Raw genomic sequence first — 15,317 nt, forward strand, 5'->3', positions numbered from 1 at the left:
TATGCTATTGTTGTAACCTTTGATACAACCAATTGCTGCGAAGCAATTTAGTATTAAACTTAACGATAATTTAATTATCATGCGGGTTGACTTATATATTTGGCCATAATAGACAAAATTGAAAAGTATAACTAAACTTGTATCGCATAATAAATTGAGAACGTCTTATACATTCGCTTTCCTGTTCCTTTGTATACCGCTCGGCCAGCTGTCGGCGATGATGTTAACGAAATTAATTTATGGCATCAGCTCTGTAGAAATGCTTGACATTTTGGGAAACCCTGGTACCGCTGATAATTCACAGCTCCTGGTTCTCGCCTTTTTCAATTCGTTATTTAGCTTTATACTCATTCCGATGGCTTACCTTTCAATGGTCAACAAAGCATCGATAACAGAGTTATACCCTAAAAATCGAATCGATGTATTCGCTTTTCTATTATCCATATTATCAATAATTGCCATCGCTCCATTTATAAGTTTTGTAATAAAACTTAACTATAGTATTGAGCTTCCTGTCTGGCTGTCAGAATTTGAACGAAACATTAAGGCAAGTGACGCAAGAAGTAAGGAAATGACCAGTGCATTGCTCGCTCTTAGAACCCCAACAGATTTAATTGCAGTGATAGTTGTGATGGCAATCGTCCCAGGAATTTGTGAAGAGGTTTTCTTTCGTGGTTTCCTTCAGATCCAGCTTCAGAATGTACTGAAAAACGAACACTATGCAATCCTGTTTGCTTCCGGTTTGTTCAGCTTATTCCATTTTCAATTCTACGGCTTTTTTCCAAGACTAATTTCAGGTGCGTTGTTAGGCTACATTTTTTTTTGGTCAAAAAATATTTGGTATCCAATTGCAGTCCATATTTTCAATAATCTGATAGCACTTCTATTGTACAACTTTTCTGAAGAAAACATGAAAAATTCAATGAATCATTGGTTTGTATTGATAATTCTCGCGTCTTTTTCAGTAATGATAACGGTTTGGATCTTGATTTCTGTTCGAAAAAAGATTTATAGAACACCACAGATGGACCATTGATAACATCGCCAGGCCTCCGTTTAGCGGCCACATTAACACACAGCTGCAAGGTGATGGCTGGCAAAAGGAATCTGATCAGGCTAGATGTAATTCAAACTGCACTATACAGAATTGCAGATCATGATAAAAAGCTTGATAAGAAAAAGTTGGATGAAATAAAAAATAAGATTCTGCAACAGGATTTTTTATTTCATTTCAAGCTAAAAAAATTTCCTAACTCCAGGGATAGAAAGTTAATCGCATTTAATGTTGTAAATCCTTTAATGGATAGGTTTATTTATTATGTTTCCGCAGAACGCGACGGTGTAGAAATCCATAAGATTGAAGTTTACCAGGGGATCACAGATCTTTATTACTATTCCATGTTTTTCCAAACTGGAAAGTGGAAAGATGAAAATACATTGATATTGCCTGGCAAGAAGAATGAAGTTGAAACACATGTTAAATTTGACCAACAAAGAGCTCAGCATATCAATTTAACGCAACATCCTCATCCTCCAATGTTTCAAATGATGAGAGCTAATGTTGATAAAAAGGAAAAAGATCTGGCTCTTAAGAATTGGTTTCAAAGCCTTCCACCAAATATTGCCTCGATCATCACAGATGAACCTAAATTAGATTTGTGAAGCAATAAGGGTGGCCATCAATATATTGTTATGCAAAAAGATGAATTATCGTGGGACTTTGCAATGTCATGGAAGAGAAATATCTTTCAAGAAGAATGATCAACGAGCCGTTTAAAAACCCATAATATGACAATTTCCAATTCAAGTGCAATTCAACTCAAGCCATCAGAAACTTCTTCAAAAGATGACTTTGATTTTCTATTGGGCTCATGGGTAATATACAATGAGAAACTTAAATCCAGGCTAACCGGGTCAAACGAATGGCTGGAATTTCAGGCCACCGGGACGATGCGTAAATTATTGCATGGGTTAGGCAATATCGACGATTTTATCGCGGAGTTTAACGGAGTGCCCTTTGAGGGCATGTCGCTGAGATTATTTAATCCACAAACAAAACTTTGGAATATATATTGGTCAGATACAAATTCCGGAACGTTAGAAAAGCCGGTAAGCGGATCCTTCAAAAACGGTTATGGTAATTTTTTCGCACGCGATGTTTTCGGTGGGATTGATATACTTGTCCAATTTAAATGGGATGTGACCAATCCTGAAAAACCTATCTGGAGTCAGGCCTTTTCAGCTGACGACGGAAAAACCTGGGAATGGAACTGGTATATGAGATTTCACAAGCAATAATTTGCGCCGGGCCGGTAATCTTCCTCTGGGAGTTTTGGTATATAACTAAAAGAAGGATGATTGATTACTGACCAAATCGACATCAATTCATCATTGAGAAGTTTAATGGAAGAAGATATTTGGATCGGTGAGGGCACTGCTTGCGGTTTTGGTCAACATGTTACGGTCGCCAGTAATACTTTTCATGTTCATTCCTTACGGGCTCTCAATTTCCCATTCTGCATCTTTACCCCGGCTATTATAGGTAACTATTTTTATTGCCTTGCCGTTGTTTTTCATTATAAATTCAAATTTTAACTCCGCAACTTCTCTAATTCCAAACTTGTATTCAGATTCAGGTATCAAACGAACCTTCGGAAGTCTTACCGCTGGATTTGTACACTTTATAAATAATTGATCATTCTCGAGAGTAACTTCGAGTTTTGTTTTAGGGTTGAATTCATAGACGCCTATGTAATTCCTTAACGAGTCCTTATTCAAAACAAATAGACTCTCTACCGATTTTCCAAGTGTAACCTTCACAATGTCATTCGATAAAATCTGCCAGTCCATATCAGCTTCATAACAGTTAAACAAGGTGATTACAGTAATATCTTCGTCTGGCAAATAAATCAGGTCAGACTGAAAACCATCTGTTGAACCGCTATGTTCAATAGTCTTAATACCTTCAATTCCTTTTATATACAATCCGTATCCATATGAAGAGAAGCTTCCATCTGAAAGTTGGAATGGTGAAATCGCTCGCGTTAGTAATTGTTTTGATATTAATTTGCCGGCGTATAAGTATTGATTCCATTTTAACAAGTCTTCTGCGTTTGAAAGTAGCCCTCCTGCTGAATATATAGTTGAAATCTCTTCTAATTCTGCTTGTTCAATTTTTCCGTCAAATTTTGAATAGCCTTTGGTCATATTTACAACTTGCTTATCGGGGTCATCGTATGAGGTGTTAATTAAAGGTAATTTGCTTAGAATATTTTCTCGCAAATATGCGGCGTAACTTTTACCCGTTACAATTTCTATTATATAGCCTAATAGATAGTAATTAGAATTGCTGTACTGAAACCTGCTACCCGGAAAGAATACCAAAGGTTCGTCTTTGAAGTAATCAACGCCTTGTGCCGGGGTATAGGTGGTTTTAGTCTTGGATGGATTTGATATTTCAAAATAATTTTTAATTCCAGATGTTTGCGTCAACAAGTTTTCAATAGTGATTACTTCTCTGGAAGGGAAATCCTTGACATATTTCTGTATACTGTCATTCAAAGCAATTTTTCCTTGCTCAACAAGCTGCAAGATGGCAATAGCTGTAAATTGTTTTGTTATTGAACCGATACGAAAAATCATATCCGACTGCATAGGCGAATTCTGGATGATATTTGAAGTGCCGAATGCTTTTTTGTAAATGGTATTCCCCTTTTTTGCTACCAGAACCACACAGCCAGGTGCGATTTCGGCATACCGCTTATAAATGAGATCATCCAAGTTTTTCACTATGGTGCTTTGATCCGTTTTTTGACCATATGTGTTGGTCAATAACAAGAGAGTAGCAATAAATAGTACTAGCTTTTTAAACATTTTGAATAGTTATTCAAGTTCTGAAAAATGCAATGTAATATTTTAACCAGGGTTGCAAGAATGGCAGGCTAACTATCAGATATCCTGTCAGCACGAACACCGATATGAAGATCGAAGATCCTATAATTTAAAATGAAAAGTCGTTGAAATTTAACCTTAACGATGCCTGCTAATACTGGGTCAAACGGATTCCAGGTTATTGATGTCAATTGGTAATTTTCTTTTCCGAATCCCGGTAGCGGCAAAAATAGCATTGCCCAGTGCCGGGGCAACCGGGGGAAGACCTGCTTCACCGACACCCCCGGGCATCTCACTGTTCTCCATAACATATACTTTGATCGGAGGCGTTTCATTGATCCTCAGAATGGGGTAATTGTTAAAGTTGTTTTGTTCACAGATTCCATTTTTGAAAACAATACCTGGCTTGATTGCCGCGGTAATACCCATAATGATATTTCCTTCGGTTTGCGCCTTCACTGTATCGGAATTTACATACATGCCGCAATCGATAACGGAAATAACACTATCGAGCTTTACCCCGTTACCGGATTTTGTCACAGTGATGCAGCAAGCGACGATCGTTCCAAATGCCCTGGTGATGCCAATGCCGCGACCCGTGCCCCCAGGTAGTTTTTGGTTGTAGTTTACTTTTTCAGCAAGTGTTTGCAGGACCCTGATGAACCGTTCGTCCTCAATTATATCGAGCCTGGCCTGGTATGGGTCTTTTCCAGCCAGGTGTGCGAGCTCATCTATAAAACATTCCTGGCCCCAACCAATGTTGGATGCATTCACAGCGCGCCACCACATGATGGGGATCACCGTCTTAACATTGGTCCAACTAATCTTGTGCGCCTGTCTAAAAATATACTTGTTATTATGTGGACTTGACTCTTCGCCAATCCATGGATCAGCCTGGTCATCCTTAAGCCCTTTGAAAACCTGGCCCAGGATCGATTCACCGATCATATGATGATGAAAGCCTGCAATTTTATCCCCCTCCACGAAACCCTGCATGTGCTGTATCAACATGGGCCGGTAGGGGCCTTGCCCTATATCGTCGCCTCTTGTCCAGATAACTTTTACAGGCACTTTAAGTTTGTTTGAAAGAAAGCATGCTTCCTTTATAAAATCCATGTAGGCTTTCCGTCCGAATGACCCACCCATCAGTGTCACATTGATTTTTATTTTATCCTCCGGCGTATTGAGGTAGCGGGAGATTTCTCCTAAGGCTTCACCGGGACCTTGAATAGGTGCCCACAGTTCAATCGAACCATCTTCCTTCACATGCGCCGTTGCCGTTTCCGGTTCTATCGGAACATGAGACAGAAACGGAGTTTCATATGTAACGTCGAGCTTGAAAGGCGCCGCAGCAAACTTACCAGGAAAGTCATTGTTTTCTTCAAAACGAATACCTTCTTTCTTCGCTGCTGCGTAACACCGCGATGAATACTCCTCATTGTCAAGCGTTTTTTCCAGGTCCGAATTGTCCCAGGTGACCTTGAGCGCTGCACGGCCTTTGTTTGCCGCCCACCAGTTGGAGGCTATCACGGCAACAGAATCCGTGGTGGTATATATCATTGTTCGTTCACATTGCAGCACCTTGAGGACGCCGGGAATTTTCATTGTTTCCACCTCGTCGATAGTTAACAATTTACCAAAGATCATCGGGCTATGCAGAATGGCAGCATAGACCATTAAGGGTACTTCAACATCAAGTCCGTAGACTGCTTTCCCTGTCAGGCGATCTGCTAAGTCAAAACGCCTGGCTGGCTTCCCTAAAATCCTGAATTCATGCTTTTGCTTGAGCACGGGGTCCTGAGGGACGGGAAGTTTAGATGCGTCTTCTACCAGTTCACCATATGAAAAACTTTCTCCATTATCCTTTCTGTAGACCCTGGCCCCGGAGGCATAACATTGACCTGGCACAATTTTCCATTTGCTGGCCGCAGCCTGGATGAGCATTTCTTTTGTTGCTGCGCCTGCTTTACGAAGCGGAATCCAAAGCCGGCGAATCGAGCTGCTATTTCCCGAAGTCTGCGCGCCAAATTTGCTTTGACCGTCGCTCTGAATAATTGTCACCTGTTCCATATCGACTTCAAGCTCTTCAAGGATCATCGCCGGGACCGCTTGAATAGTACCTTGTCCCATGCATGGCCTGGGGTTGATGATGGTGATAGCATTATCAATTCCAATCCGGATGAACGGGTTTATTTCTTTGAGGTCCTCCACTACGCTGCCAGAGAGGTTGAGGATATTGGCTTTCGTGTCCAGGCCAATCAGTAGTCCTGTCAAAGCAAGGCCCGATGTCTTGATGAAATCACGGCGATTTGTGTTCTTTGGTGCTGTTGTCATAGTTTTTTTACTTGCTTCCATTTTTAATTCCGGATTCTATTTCTGCCGCCAGATGAATAGCTTTTCGAATGCGGTCATAAGTACCGCAGCGGCAAAGGTTTCCGGCCATGGCCTTGTCTATTTCTTTGTCTGTAGGATTTGGCTTTTGCTTCAGAAGTGCAACAGCCGACATGATTTGTCCGGATTGACAGTAGCCACATTGAGGCACCTGGATTTCAAGCCATGCCTGCTGCACAACATGATACCCTTTTTCACTGATTCCCTCGATTGTAGTGATTTGAGCATTGGCTGGCAGTGTGGAGATCCGCAACTGGCAGGATCTTGCCGTGTTTCCGTTCAAGTGAATCGTGCAGGCACCACATGAAGCGATTCCGCAACCAAACTTGGTGCCTTTCAGTCCTACATAATCTCTTAAGATCCATACCAGGGGAACATCGGAATCGGCCTCGACGATGTATTGTTTTTTGTTTATCGTAAGGGTGTATTTGGGCATAGCGTAATTTATTTTGAGCAAAACGAACAGCTCAAAACTAATTAACTGCCAGGGCGAACTCTTTCGAATGCGTAATAACCTCTGACTGAAGTGTAAAACAGGTAGTGAAAAATAATCTCTAGCGCTTGTTAAGAGACTTACGGAAAGCTGAAGGAGTCGTCGATGTGAATTTCTTGAAAGCTGTGTTAAAAACTGAAAGGCTGTTGAACCCGGTTTCAAATGCTATTGTCGCGATCTTTTGATTGTCATACTCAGGATTTTCCAACATTGCTTTAGCATCACGCACGCGATAGCTGTTGATAAAATCCGGCAAATTGAATCCTGTCTTTTTGTTTATGGTTTCGGAAAGAAGGTTTGGCGTAACAGCTAGCTGCCCGGCAAGTTTGGGAAGGGTGATCCCTGTAGCCCGGAAGGGCTGGCTTTGAGTCAGCAGTTGCTGCAACCGCGCATAACAAGCATCAATCTGCACTTGTGTGTAGGTCGAACTTTCGTATTTCGTTTCAAGCTTGAAAATCGACCCTTCCCTTAAAGCAAGAAAACTCAGGAAACAAATCACTACCGAAAACAACACCGGAGAAGCGATATAGGGAACAATTCCAAACACGAAATTTCCAAGATAGCCACACCAAACGGCGGTTACACCCACGGTCAGACTAATAACCCACAGCCGCCGGATTTTAGTAAGCCGGCTCTGATGTTTTTTGATCAGGATAAAACAGAATGGTAAATAGGCCAACATTGACAAAAGAGAAATCGTATAGCCGTACTGATTCATCCAGAAATAGTCGGTCAGAAACGGGCTAAGCAGCAGCACTATTACACTCGGAATTAACTGGATGAAATCATAGTGCCAGGAAAATCGATACTCTTTATTTATGAATGCATTCAGGTAAAGCCACAGCAGCGGCAAGATCGCAAGGTTAGTGCCAAATCCGAAATTCATGAGCAAGTTCGGGATGAGATGACCATTTGAAAAGTAGTATCCGACTGATTTGAATATCCGGATCGCGAAAGCGATTAGCAGCAGAGCCAACAGCAAGTTGGCGATCGAACGCCCTTTCCGCACGGCGAAAAGGTAAATCCCAAAAAAAGCACTCTGAAAGGCACCTATGCTGCTGCTAACCAAAAGCATTTCGAATGACATCTCCATAAGATTCTAAATTACTGACTTCCAGTCTCTCCGCCAAGTTAAGCGTCATACATAAAAAGAGGGCATTTTATAGCTCCTGTTTCGTTTTGACGAAAGCTGGACAGGAAAAATACACATTAAAGCACCCGGAACTACCCGGGTGCTGCTCTAAGTGATCAACAAAAACTGCGCTAAAATAAATCAGGCATAGACCTCCGTATCAATTTCAATATCATTCTCCACTCTCGTTACACCGGGCGCAAGCCACGATTGTCTTTCCGCCTCTTTCTTTTCTGCCCAGGAACGAACTTTTCCACTCAGCCTCACGGTACTGCCATCAACGTTCACATTGATCCTTTCCGAATCAAAAGTTGCGCTTCTCAAAAAGGCAGATTTAATCTTTTGCTTGATCTCGCCTGGAAGCGCTTTAGGAGTAACTTTTACATTGTTGGTGACGCCTGCAACACCCTCAAGCTTTTCGACTGCTTTCCGGGCAGCATTTTTTTGGAATTCCCATTCAACATCTCCCTCCAACGTTACCCAGCCATTTTCTACCTTGATTTTTATTTTGTCTTTCGGCACCAGTACCGACCATTTAAATGCGCTTTGAATTGCTTCGGCAATGTCACTGTCCTTTCTTTTTCCGCTGTCCGATAACCTGACCTCAATCTTTTGAACTACCACTGTTACCCCTGCAACCTTTTTAATTGCATTTTCCGCCGCAAGCTTTTTCCAGTAAGAATCAACAACGCCTGTAAGAGTTACAATTCCATCTTTTACCGATACGCCAATCTCACTTGAGCTGAGATAAGGATCCCACTTCAGTTCGTCCTGAACGTCTTTCAGGATTTCATGATCTGTTTTCATTTTGACCTCCTTTTTTTAATGTGTCATTAAAGTAATTATTAAGAAAAACTTTTGGACAAGATTTCTGACTCTGAAATGCACTTTAATTTCTCCATCGATTCGTTAGAACCTGATGGAGAATTTCTACCAGGGTATTGAATTTATTAGGCTTTTTAATACACAACGTAGCCCCAAGAGAAATTGCAATTTTGCTTAATTCGTCAGTAATTGCGTTGGAGTATAAAATAACTGGAACATCTTTCAGATTGGTTATTTGTTTAATTTTTGTAAGACATTTCAATCCATTTATTTTAGGCATATTGTAGTCGAGAAAAATAGTATCCGGAACAGTGTAACAAAGAAGGTTTAATGCTTGCTCTGCAGTTTTGGCAAAAATGCAATCGCAGGTGAAATGCGTTTCGTGCAATGCTTCAATGAATAGTTCAAACTCATCTTCGTCATCATCAACCAAGAGAATCATTTTTTCCATGCTCAATATTTATTACGTAATTATAATAGTATCCCCTATAATAGTATCCCCGTCAGAAGGACAATAATCGTTAAGTATGGAGGAAGAAAAGAACATCTGTAGTACCTTTAAGCAAACTTTCGGAATATATTATTTACGCTCTTCTCTATTTCCTTATCCGTGATCTTGGCATGATTGAGACGTTCGGTTGTCCAGCCCTCCCACACAACTTTTTCTGTTTTTGAATCAATCATAGTAATGATGATCGTACCCTCTTTTACGGGCACCAGGTAAGTGTCGTAGCCCATGAACTGCGGAGGATAATAAATGGTGATCCAACGTCGCCTGAAAGGATTGTAGAAAACCCCTCAACCCACATGTAATTACGATAATTCGACAGGTTTACAGATGGGTCTTTTTGTACATATACCGGTCCGGAGCAGGAAAACCCCAAAAAAAAAGATAAAGCCGCTGGAAATAAAAATTTATTGAATTTCATTTAAATCTCCTTTGATTAAAATTTTGTCTGCGCCTTTTAACTGAAAGGCGAGGACGATGTTGAAAATACCTGCCGCGAAAAATCCAATTGCCGTCCAGGTGATAATGGTTAACGCTCCAATAACGGGCTGGATCATAATAAGCAGAGCAACCGATATCAATAATATGCCCCCGGCGATCATCCACGCCATACTGGCGGTGTCTCTTGCTATTCCCGAAAAGCTTAGCAAGGTGATGCCCCGAAATAAAAACCACAAGCCCACGAAGAATGGCAGTACAGCCATGCTGAGCCCGATATTCATTACGAGGATTATGCCAAGGATAAGATCAACAATTGCAGCGAACAGCCGCAAGCCCCATCCATTCGTTTTACGGTTTGATAGTGCATAGACCATCTCTATTATACCAGTTAAGAGCATGGTAACACCCATCAAAATGCTTAAAGTCAAATAACTTTCAATCGGATAACGAAAAGTAAGAAAGCCGGCAATGAGAAATAACAAAGCGCGCAGAAGAAAAACCCACCAGTAGCGAACACCGCTGCCGACAACAGGCGTAATTGTAGGCATAATAGTATAGTTTAAGATTTTTAGACTATTGTTTCATTCCCAATTTATTCCACGAAAGCCCAGTAAAGCCCGTTGTGCAAACTCGACTACTTTTTGGTCTCAGGGGATATTCTCTTTTTAAATGCATTCAGTTTCATTCTTAAACGGCTGATCATGTTTTGCCTGTCGGAACCCTTATCCTTTACTTCCTTTTTCAATTCTTTGATATCATCACGGAATTCTTTAAACTCAGCATCTCTTTTGCCATATCCCAGTTCTTCCGCAAACCGAATTTGATAATCTGCATTGTCAAGAAGTGAATTGATCTCTTCCTCCTTGATATTATTGGTTGCAGCAATTAATGAATCTGCGGTTGCCAACATTAGTTCGGCACGCACCAAAGGCAATGGAATAGACCTGTCGATCACTACTATTGTGTTAAGGGCAGCATTCAATAAAAGTGCGGCATCTGCAGCCCTGTTTTCCCTGGTTAATTCTACAGCTGTCTTTAGCGCCGCAGGATAAGTTCCCAAAGGAAGGTTGGAGGTAGTGATGCTGATTTCGCTGACCATAACATCTACCAATTGCCTTACGGTTTGCAAATATCCCTTGTCTGTAAGGTCTTCAATGTCATCCTTGGCCTCTTTAAGCGTTTCCATATCTGTCATCAGGTCCCGAACAATCACCCCTGCTCCAACCGGCACAAATCCCATATGAGGGTTGACTATGGTAATAGCTTCCGCTTTTCCCAAGGCTCTCTCGATTGCTTTTATAGCAGCGGTATAGTTGCTGTCCAGCAGCTGACGAATGGCGTTATGTGTTTCGGCAATCACCATAACTGCTTCCCCTTTTATTGAATCGTTTGAAGCTGCCAATGCTTCATGAATTTCCTTGTTAATCCGATCCTGTACCTTCTGTGGAGAAAGATTCGCTTCAGGAGGCTTGGCTATACCTGTATTTGTGTCTCTACCTGACGCCGGGCTATTAATTGTCGGACTTCTATTTTCATTACAGGATATTAGATATCCTATATAAATAATTAGCGCAACCATTGCCAAAATATTTTTCATAGCACTTACCGTTTTAGATTAATAAATTTGTTGCCCTTAATCCAGGTTGACAGGAATAACTTCCTTCTTAATCAATAGGGACCTCCTTTTCATTCCTAACCTGGGTTTGGTTTTTTGGGATTTTAACCTGTAACACACCATCAACATAGTGCGCTTCGATCGCTTCGCCGTTGACGTACTCCGGCAATTGAAAGGTGCGTGTAAATGCACTGTAAGTGTATTCACGCCGTGTGTAATCCTTTTTACTATCATCTTTTGATTCGGATTTACTTTCTGCACTAATGGTAAGTAAGTCATCGTCTGTCTTTATTTTTATATCTTCTTTTTTAAAGCCCGGAACAATGAGTTCCAAATTGTACTCCTTCTCACTCTCGGAGATGTTGACTGCGGGATAGTTCTTCTCCAAACGCGACAGCCAGCTGTCGTCAAAAAAACTGCCGACATCAAAAAAATTACGGATAATGGAACGGTTAGGTTCCAGGCCTTTTTTGATAATATTTGCCATAGATACACTCCCTTTTTTTGGTTTGATTTTATTTGATCTTTTGTAACCTCAATTCTTCCTGGTTTTAAGAGGGTAGGGATAGCTAAAGAATAGCACGCGTTTCCAGGAAATAGCGGTTGATTAATACGGCTATTGCCTGAAGCTGTTTCACAGTGACTCTTAAGGCTTTCGTTAATTGATGTAATTTGAATTTTTAGCTCCAACGAAGATAAACATGCTGACCGCCTTCTTGCGGGATGTAGTGTCAAAAGCAATTTGGGGAGATTGCTTATTGGTAATACAAAGCTAAAACTATTGCAACGGTAATACCAAATATTAATTTGACTTTTTTAAAAATATTTTTGCAGATCTTTTATGATGCATTGCTTCCATATAAATCGTTTCCGTATTAAGCTTAGCATACATGGTTACAAAATGAGGCGGCTGGCGAAGTTGACTGATGCGCGTTCGGTGCAAACTTTGTATTGATCCTGATTTAGTTTGATACGTTGGCGATCAGCACCCCGACCTGACAAATTCCGTGTACAACCTGCTTCCGTCAGATCAGTTTCACGAAAAAAGATTACGACAAGAAACCCTTACCAATAGAAATTAGCTACATTTATACAAGAGTAGCACCTAATGAGATAAGACGGTGTCGCGGCACTTTGACCTTTGTATCTCCAAGGGCGAGATTCTTACATTCGTAATGCCTAATGAATTACTCTACCGGCAACTTCACCCCAATTGCTGAAGCAGCTACATACTATAAGATCACTGGTTTATTGCGAGTTCTTATTGATCCATCAGTTCGCAAGAGTTGATCTTTAATTTATTCATTGGTATTTATTTCCTTCATTTTTATGCGAAATGTATGAACAGTAAATTTAGAACTTCTCTGAGTTTGAAGTTGGATATGCCATTCAAAGAAAACTTTGTACAGGCACTTTTTGATTTTGTTTTTAACATGATACAGATATTAAAACCTGTTAGAAGCGAAATAGGCCTGATCACGAATTTCAGAATAATGATCATCAGTAATGACCTGAAAGAGTTTCCAGAAAAACCTGAGTTTGAAAACAAACTTTACCTCGAAGAATTCCCTGAATCAATAAGCTCGGGTTTGTTTGACAAATTGGTAAATGTAGTTGAAAGAAAAGAGGCGCTGGATGGCATTTTCCACTTTCATGAGTGCGAAATTAGTAAATGGTTGCACTTTAAAGCTAAAAAGCTGGAGGACGGAATGATTATATTCCGCGAAGATGTAACCGAACGTGTTCAATCAGAGAAACAGGCCGAGCAGCAAACACATTTTGCCGAGCATATAGGAAGTATGACACCTGATATCATACAGGTCGTTGATATCGAAAAACAGGAAGTGATTTATTCAAATCGGATAATTTATGAAGATCTCGGATACACAAGTTTTGAGATCAGGGATCTGACTCTCAACCGAACACTGTTTTTACACCATCCTGATGATCGCCAGAAAGTACTTGAATTCAGGAATAGTTTCGAAACCGCATCCGAAAATGAGGTGAAAGAATATGAGGGACGCATTCTGTCAAAAGACGGTAATTGGATCTGGTATACCTCCCTCGGACGTGTCTTCGAACAAAATGAACAAGGCCGTCCCACTCAATATATCAAGGTTTCACGGAATATCACCCGATACAAGGAAACAGAACGGCAATTAGAACAAAGCAAAATTTTTTTGGAGGATATAATGAATACTGTGCCTGCTATTATCACCGTTTATTCAATCGGGGAAAACAAGATCATCTATGCCAATGAAAATCGGCTAATGGATCTCGGCGATACGTCCGGGCAAATTTTTCAGTTGAGTAACGACCAATGGATAGCTTTGTTGATACATCCTGATGACCAGGTAGCAGTTCAACAATTTATGAGTGAAAGAAACAAATTGCATGATGGAGAAATATTGGAAATTGAGCACAGGCTGAAAATGCGTAAAGGTGATTGGCAATGGTATAAAACCAGCAGTAAAGTTTTCGCAAGAGATACCTCCGGAGTCGCGACCCAAATCATTTCATTTATTACAAATATTAATACACAAAAGCAATCTGAGGAAAATATCAGGCGGCTGAGCCAGATGCTTGTGATTAAAAATCTGGAATTTGAGTCCTGCAATTCAGAATTAAATCTCTTCGCAAATGTTGCCGGACATGAATACAAAGAAACTTTCCGGCATCTCTATACTCTCTTAGAAAACACAATCACCAGGGACGGTAAATATCTTTCAAATGGTAGTAAAGCGGATTTGAGAAGAATCCAGTCGTCATTTCAAAAGCTGAAATTACTTACTGAGGATATTATCTTCTATTCTACGATCCATTCCAACACGGTTGAAATACAGGTTGACCTAAACGACACTATAAAAACATTGGAAAATGAGTTGAAGGATCAGATTGCTGAAACCGGAACGACTATTAATTATGATAATCTTCCCAATGTAATAGGTCAACCAGTCTTGATAGCACTGCTTCTTCGGCATTTAATTGTAAACGCGATAAAATTCAGGTCGCCGGATAGAAAACCAAACATTTTAATAAAATATTACTGCCTTGATGGCATAAACCTTCACAGCAACGATGTCATGGGCAACATTAAATTTACGGTTGTATCGATTATAGACAACGGTATCGGATTTGATAACCAATATGCAAAAGATATCTTTTCCCTGTTTTTCAGACTTCACGACAAAGGGAAATATAAAGGTTCAGGAATGGGTTTACCCGTATGCAAAAAGATAATGGTTATTCACCAGGGTTTTATAACCGCAGAAAGCAGCAACTTTCATGGAGCTACGTTCAATTGTTTCTTCCCATCAGAAACAATTAAGAATATTTCCTGATGGACATTGGAATATTGGCCAGGTTAAGGGAAAAGTAAAGATCGCGGTCATCCACGTGTTGAATGTAGCGTCCAGGATTTACGATCATTTCAGTGATTCTTCTTTTTTTAAAACTAAATGATGTTGCAGCTACAGCCCTATTTATACTTTGGTTTTCAGGATGGATGACCTCTTTTTAGATACCCTTTATACATGCAGTTGAAGGATCTCATAATATCAATTAAAAACCGCATCCATTATAAGTCTTTAGTTGAGCCTGTTCAACGAATTGATAACTGTTGAATAATCATCTGTTTTTGTTGATCTTAATTAATCATAACTGTTATGAGTAGTCGAAACGACTTGCACTAAGAAGAGTGTAGATCAGCAGGATTGCCGAAAAATATTTATTTTGATTCACAAATTCCCTGGGACAGGATTTTATTTTATAATTAATGGTATATTGGACCATAACCAATAAGCCTTGCCGTGAAAAATATTCTCCATCAACTGAGCTTTTTAATTCAGATTCTCCATACTGAGACAATTTTTTTTCTATGAAAATTTTACACACAGCCGATTGGCATTTAGGTCAACTTTTCCATGAGTATGATCGGGGATGGGAACATCAGCAATTCCTTGATTGGCTTATTCAAACCCTCAAAACGGAGCAAATAGATGTATTGCTTATCAGCGGTGAT

The 15,317-nt window shown here is 40.3% G+C and carries 15 protein-coding genes; 5 read left to right on the forward strand and 10 right to left on the reverse strand.

Translation table 11 applies throughout. From position 1 onward, the window contains the following. Window positions 1-118: 118 nt before the first annotated feature. From VK664_RS20430 to VK664_RS20440, 3 genes are all read left to right on the forward strand, one after another. Window positions 119-1,036: a CPBP family glutamic-type intramembrane protease gene (locus tag VK664_RS20430; protein ID WP_461400556.1), complete on the forward strand. Its 918-nt coding sequence runs from the start codon at window positions 119-121 to the stop codon at window positions 1,034-1,036. A gap of 50 nt (window positions 1,037-1,086) precedes the next feature. Next, window positions 1,087-1,662 carry a hypothetical protein gene (locus VK664_RS20435; protein WP_461400557.1) on the forward strand — a complete coding sequence of 192 codons (576 nt, stop codon included), beginning with the start codon at window positions 1,087-1,089 and terminating at the stop codon, window positions 1,660-1,662. A gap of 126 nt (window positions 1,663-1,788) precedes the next feature. Further along, the gene (locus tag VK664_RS20440; RefSeq protein ID WP_461400558.1) at window positions 1,789-2,298 is read left to right on the forward strand and encodes a hypothetical protein; all 510 of its coding nucleotides are present in this window, start codon (window positions 1,789-1,791) and stop codon (window positions 2,296-2,298) included. A gap of 195 nt (window positions 2,299-2,493) precedes the next feature. Here the strand turns inward: VK664_RS20440 and VK664_RS20445 are convergent, their stop codons facing one another. The 10 genes from VK664_RS20445 to VK664_RS20490 form a co-directional block, all read right to left on the reverse strand. Continuing rightward, the gene (locus tag VK664_RS20445; protein ID WP_461400559.1) at window positions 2,494-3,873 is read right to left on the reverse strand and encodes a serine hydrolase; all 1,380 of its coding nucleotides are present in this window, start codon (window positions 3,871-3,873) and stop codon (window positions 2,494-2,496) included. 180 nt (window positions 3,874-4,053) lie between these two features. Then, window positions 4,054-6,246: a xanthine dehydrogenase family protein molybdopterin-binding subunit gene (locus VK664_RS20450; protein ID WP_461400560.1), complete on the reverse strand. Its 2,193-nt coding sequence runs from the start codon at window positions 6,244-6,246 to the stop codon at window positions 4,054-4,056. Further along, the gene (locus VK664_RS20455; protein WP_461400561.1) at window positions 6,233-6,718 is read right to left on the reverse strand and encodes a (2Fe-2S)-binding protein; all 486 of its coding nucleotides are present in this window, start codon (window positions 6,716-6,718) and stop codon (window positions 6,233-6,235) included. Before VK664_RS20455 ends, VK664_RS20450 begins: the two co-directional genes overlap by 14 nt. A 118-nt stretch (window positions 6,719-6,836) precedes the next feature. Then, entirely contained in the window at window positions 6,837-7,868 is a 1,032-nt protein-coding gene (locus VK664_RS20460) for a helix-turn-helix domain-containing protein (protein WP_461400562.1), read from the reverse strand. Window positions 7,869-8,048: 180 nt separating this feature from the next. After that, complete coding sequence (locus tag VK664_RS20465) at window positions 8,049-8,714, reverse strand: BON domain-containing protein (RefSeq protein ID WP_461400563.1); 666 nt, start codon at window positions 8,712-8,714, stop codon at window positions 8,049-8,051. An 82-nt stretch (window positions 8,715-8,796) separates the two neighbouring features. Continuing rightward, complete coding sequence (locus VK664_RS20470; protein WP_461400564.1) at window positions 8,797-9,183, reverse strand: response regulator; 387 nt, start codon at window positions 9,181-9,183, stop codon at window positions 8,797-8,799. Between the two features lie 107 nt (window positions 9,184-9,290). Further along, window positions 9,291-9,497: a DUF4136 domain-containing protein gene (locus tag VK664_RS20475; protein WP_461400569.1), complete on the reverse strand. Its 207-nt coding sequence runs from the start codon at window positions 9,495-9,497 to the stop codon at window positions 9,291-9,293. Between the two features lie 150 nt (window positions 9,498-9,647). Beyond that, window positions 9,648-10,229: an HdeD family acid-resistance protein gene (locus VK664_RS20480; RefSeq protein ID WP_461400565.1), complete on the reverse strand. Its 582-nt coding sequence runs from the start codon at window positions 10,227-10,229 to the stop codon at window positions 9,648-9,650. Window positions 10,230-10,315: 86 nt separating this feature from the next. After that, complete coding sequence (locus VK664_RS20485) at window positions 10,316-11,278, reverse strand: YfdX family protein (RefSeq protein ID WP_461400566.1); 963 nt, start codon at window positions 11,276-11,278, stop codon at window positions 10,316-10,318. Between the two features lie 67 nt (window positions 11,279-11,345). Next, complete coding sequence (locus VK664_RS20490) at window positions 11,346-11,783, reverse strand: Hsp20/alpha crystallin family protein (protein WP_461400567.1); 438 nt, start codon at window positions 11,781-11,783, stop codon at window positions 11,346-11,348. Between the two features lie 853 nt (window positions 11,784-12,636). On the opposite strand from VK664_RS20490, the gene VK664_RS20495 reads away from it, so the two are divergent. Together VK664_RS20495 and VK664_RS20500 are read left to right on the forward strand one after the other, a co-directional pair. Continuing rightward, the gene (locus tag VK664_RS20495) at window positions 12,637-14,637 is read left to right on the forward strand and encodes a sensor histidine kinase (protein WP_461400568.1); all 2,001 of its coding nucleotides are present in this window, start codon (window positions 12,637-12,639) and stop codon (window positions 14,635-14,637) included. A 536-nt stretch (window positions 14,638-15,173) separates the two neighbouring features. Continuing rightward, a partial coding sequence (locus tag VK664_RS20500; protein ID WP_461400570.1) for a metallophosphoesterase occupies window positions 15,174-15,317 on the forward strand: 144 nt, incomplete at its 3' end.

It is taken from the genome of Flavitalea sp. (genome assembly GCF_035489435.1).
Lineage (GTDB): Bacteria > Bacteroidota > Bacteroidia > Chitinophagales > Chitinophagaceae > DATHKG01.

What these genes read in the sequence shown, in the direction of transcription:
- VK664_RS20440 (WP_461400558.1), top strand. Translation starts at nt 1,789, where the DNA reads ATGACAATTTCCAATTCAAGTGCAATTCAACTCAAGCCATCAGAAACT.
- VK664_RS20445 (WP_461400559.1), bottom strand. Translation starts at nt 3,873, where the DNA reads ATGTTTAAAAAGCTAGTACTATTTATTGCTACTCTCTTGTTATTGACC.
- VK664_RS20450 (WP_461400560.1), bottom strand. Translation starts at nt 6,246, where the DNA reads ATGGAAGCAAGTAAAAAAACTATGACAACAGCACCAAAGAACACAAAT.
- VK664_RS20455 (WP_461400561.1), bottom strand. Translation starts at nt 6,718, where the DNA reads ATGCCCAAATACACCCTTACGATAAACAAAAAACAATACATCGTCGAG.
- VK664_RS20460 (WP_461400562.1), bottom strand. Translation starts at nt 7,868, where the DNA reads ATGGAGATGTCATTCGAAATGCTTTTGGTTAGCAGCAGCATAGGTGCC.
- VK664_RS20465 (WP_461400563.1), bottom strand. Translation starts at nt 8,714, where the DNA reads ATGAAAACAGATCATGAAATCCTGAAAGACGTTCAGGACGAACTGAAG.
- VK664_RS20470 (WP_461400564.1), bottom strand. Translation starts at nt 9,183, where the DNA reads ATGGAAAAAATGATTCTCTTGGTTGATGATGACGAAGATGAGTTTGAA.
- VK664_RS20480 (WP_461400565.1), bottom strand. Translation starts at nt 10,229, where the DNA reads ATGCCTACAATTACGCCTGTTGTCGGCAGCGGTGTTCGCTACTGGTGG.
- VK664_RS20485 (WP_461400566.1), bottom strand. Translation starts at nt 11,278, where the DNA reads ATGAAAAATATTTTGGCAATGGTTGCGCTAATTATTTATATAGGATAT.
- VK664_RS20490 (WP_461400567.1), bottom strand. Translation starts at nt 11,783, where the DNA reads ATGGCAAATATTATCAAAAAAGGCCTGGAACCTAACCGTTCCATTATC.
- VK664_RS20495 (WP_461400568.1), top strand. Translation starts at nt 12,637, where the DNA reads ATGAACAGTAAATTTAGAACTTCTCTGAGTTTGAAGTTGGATATGCCA.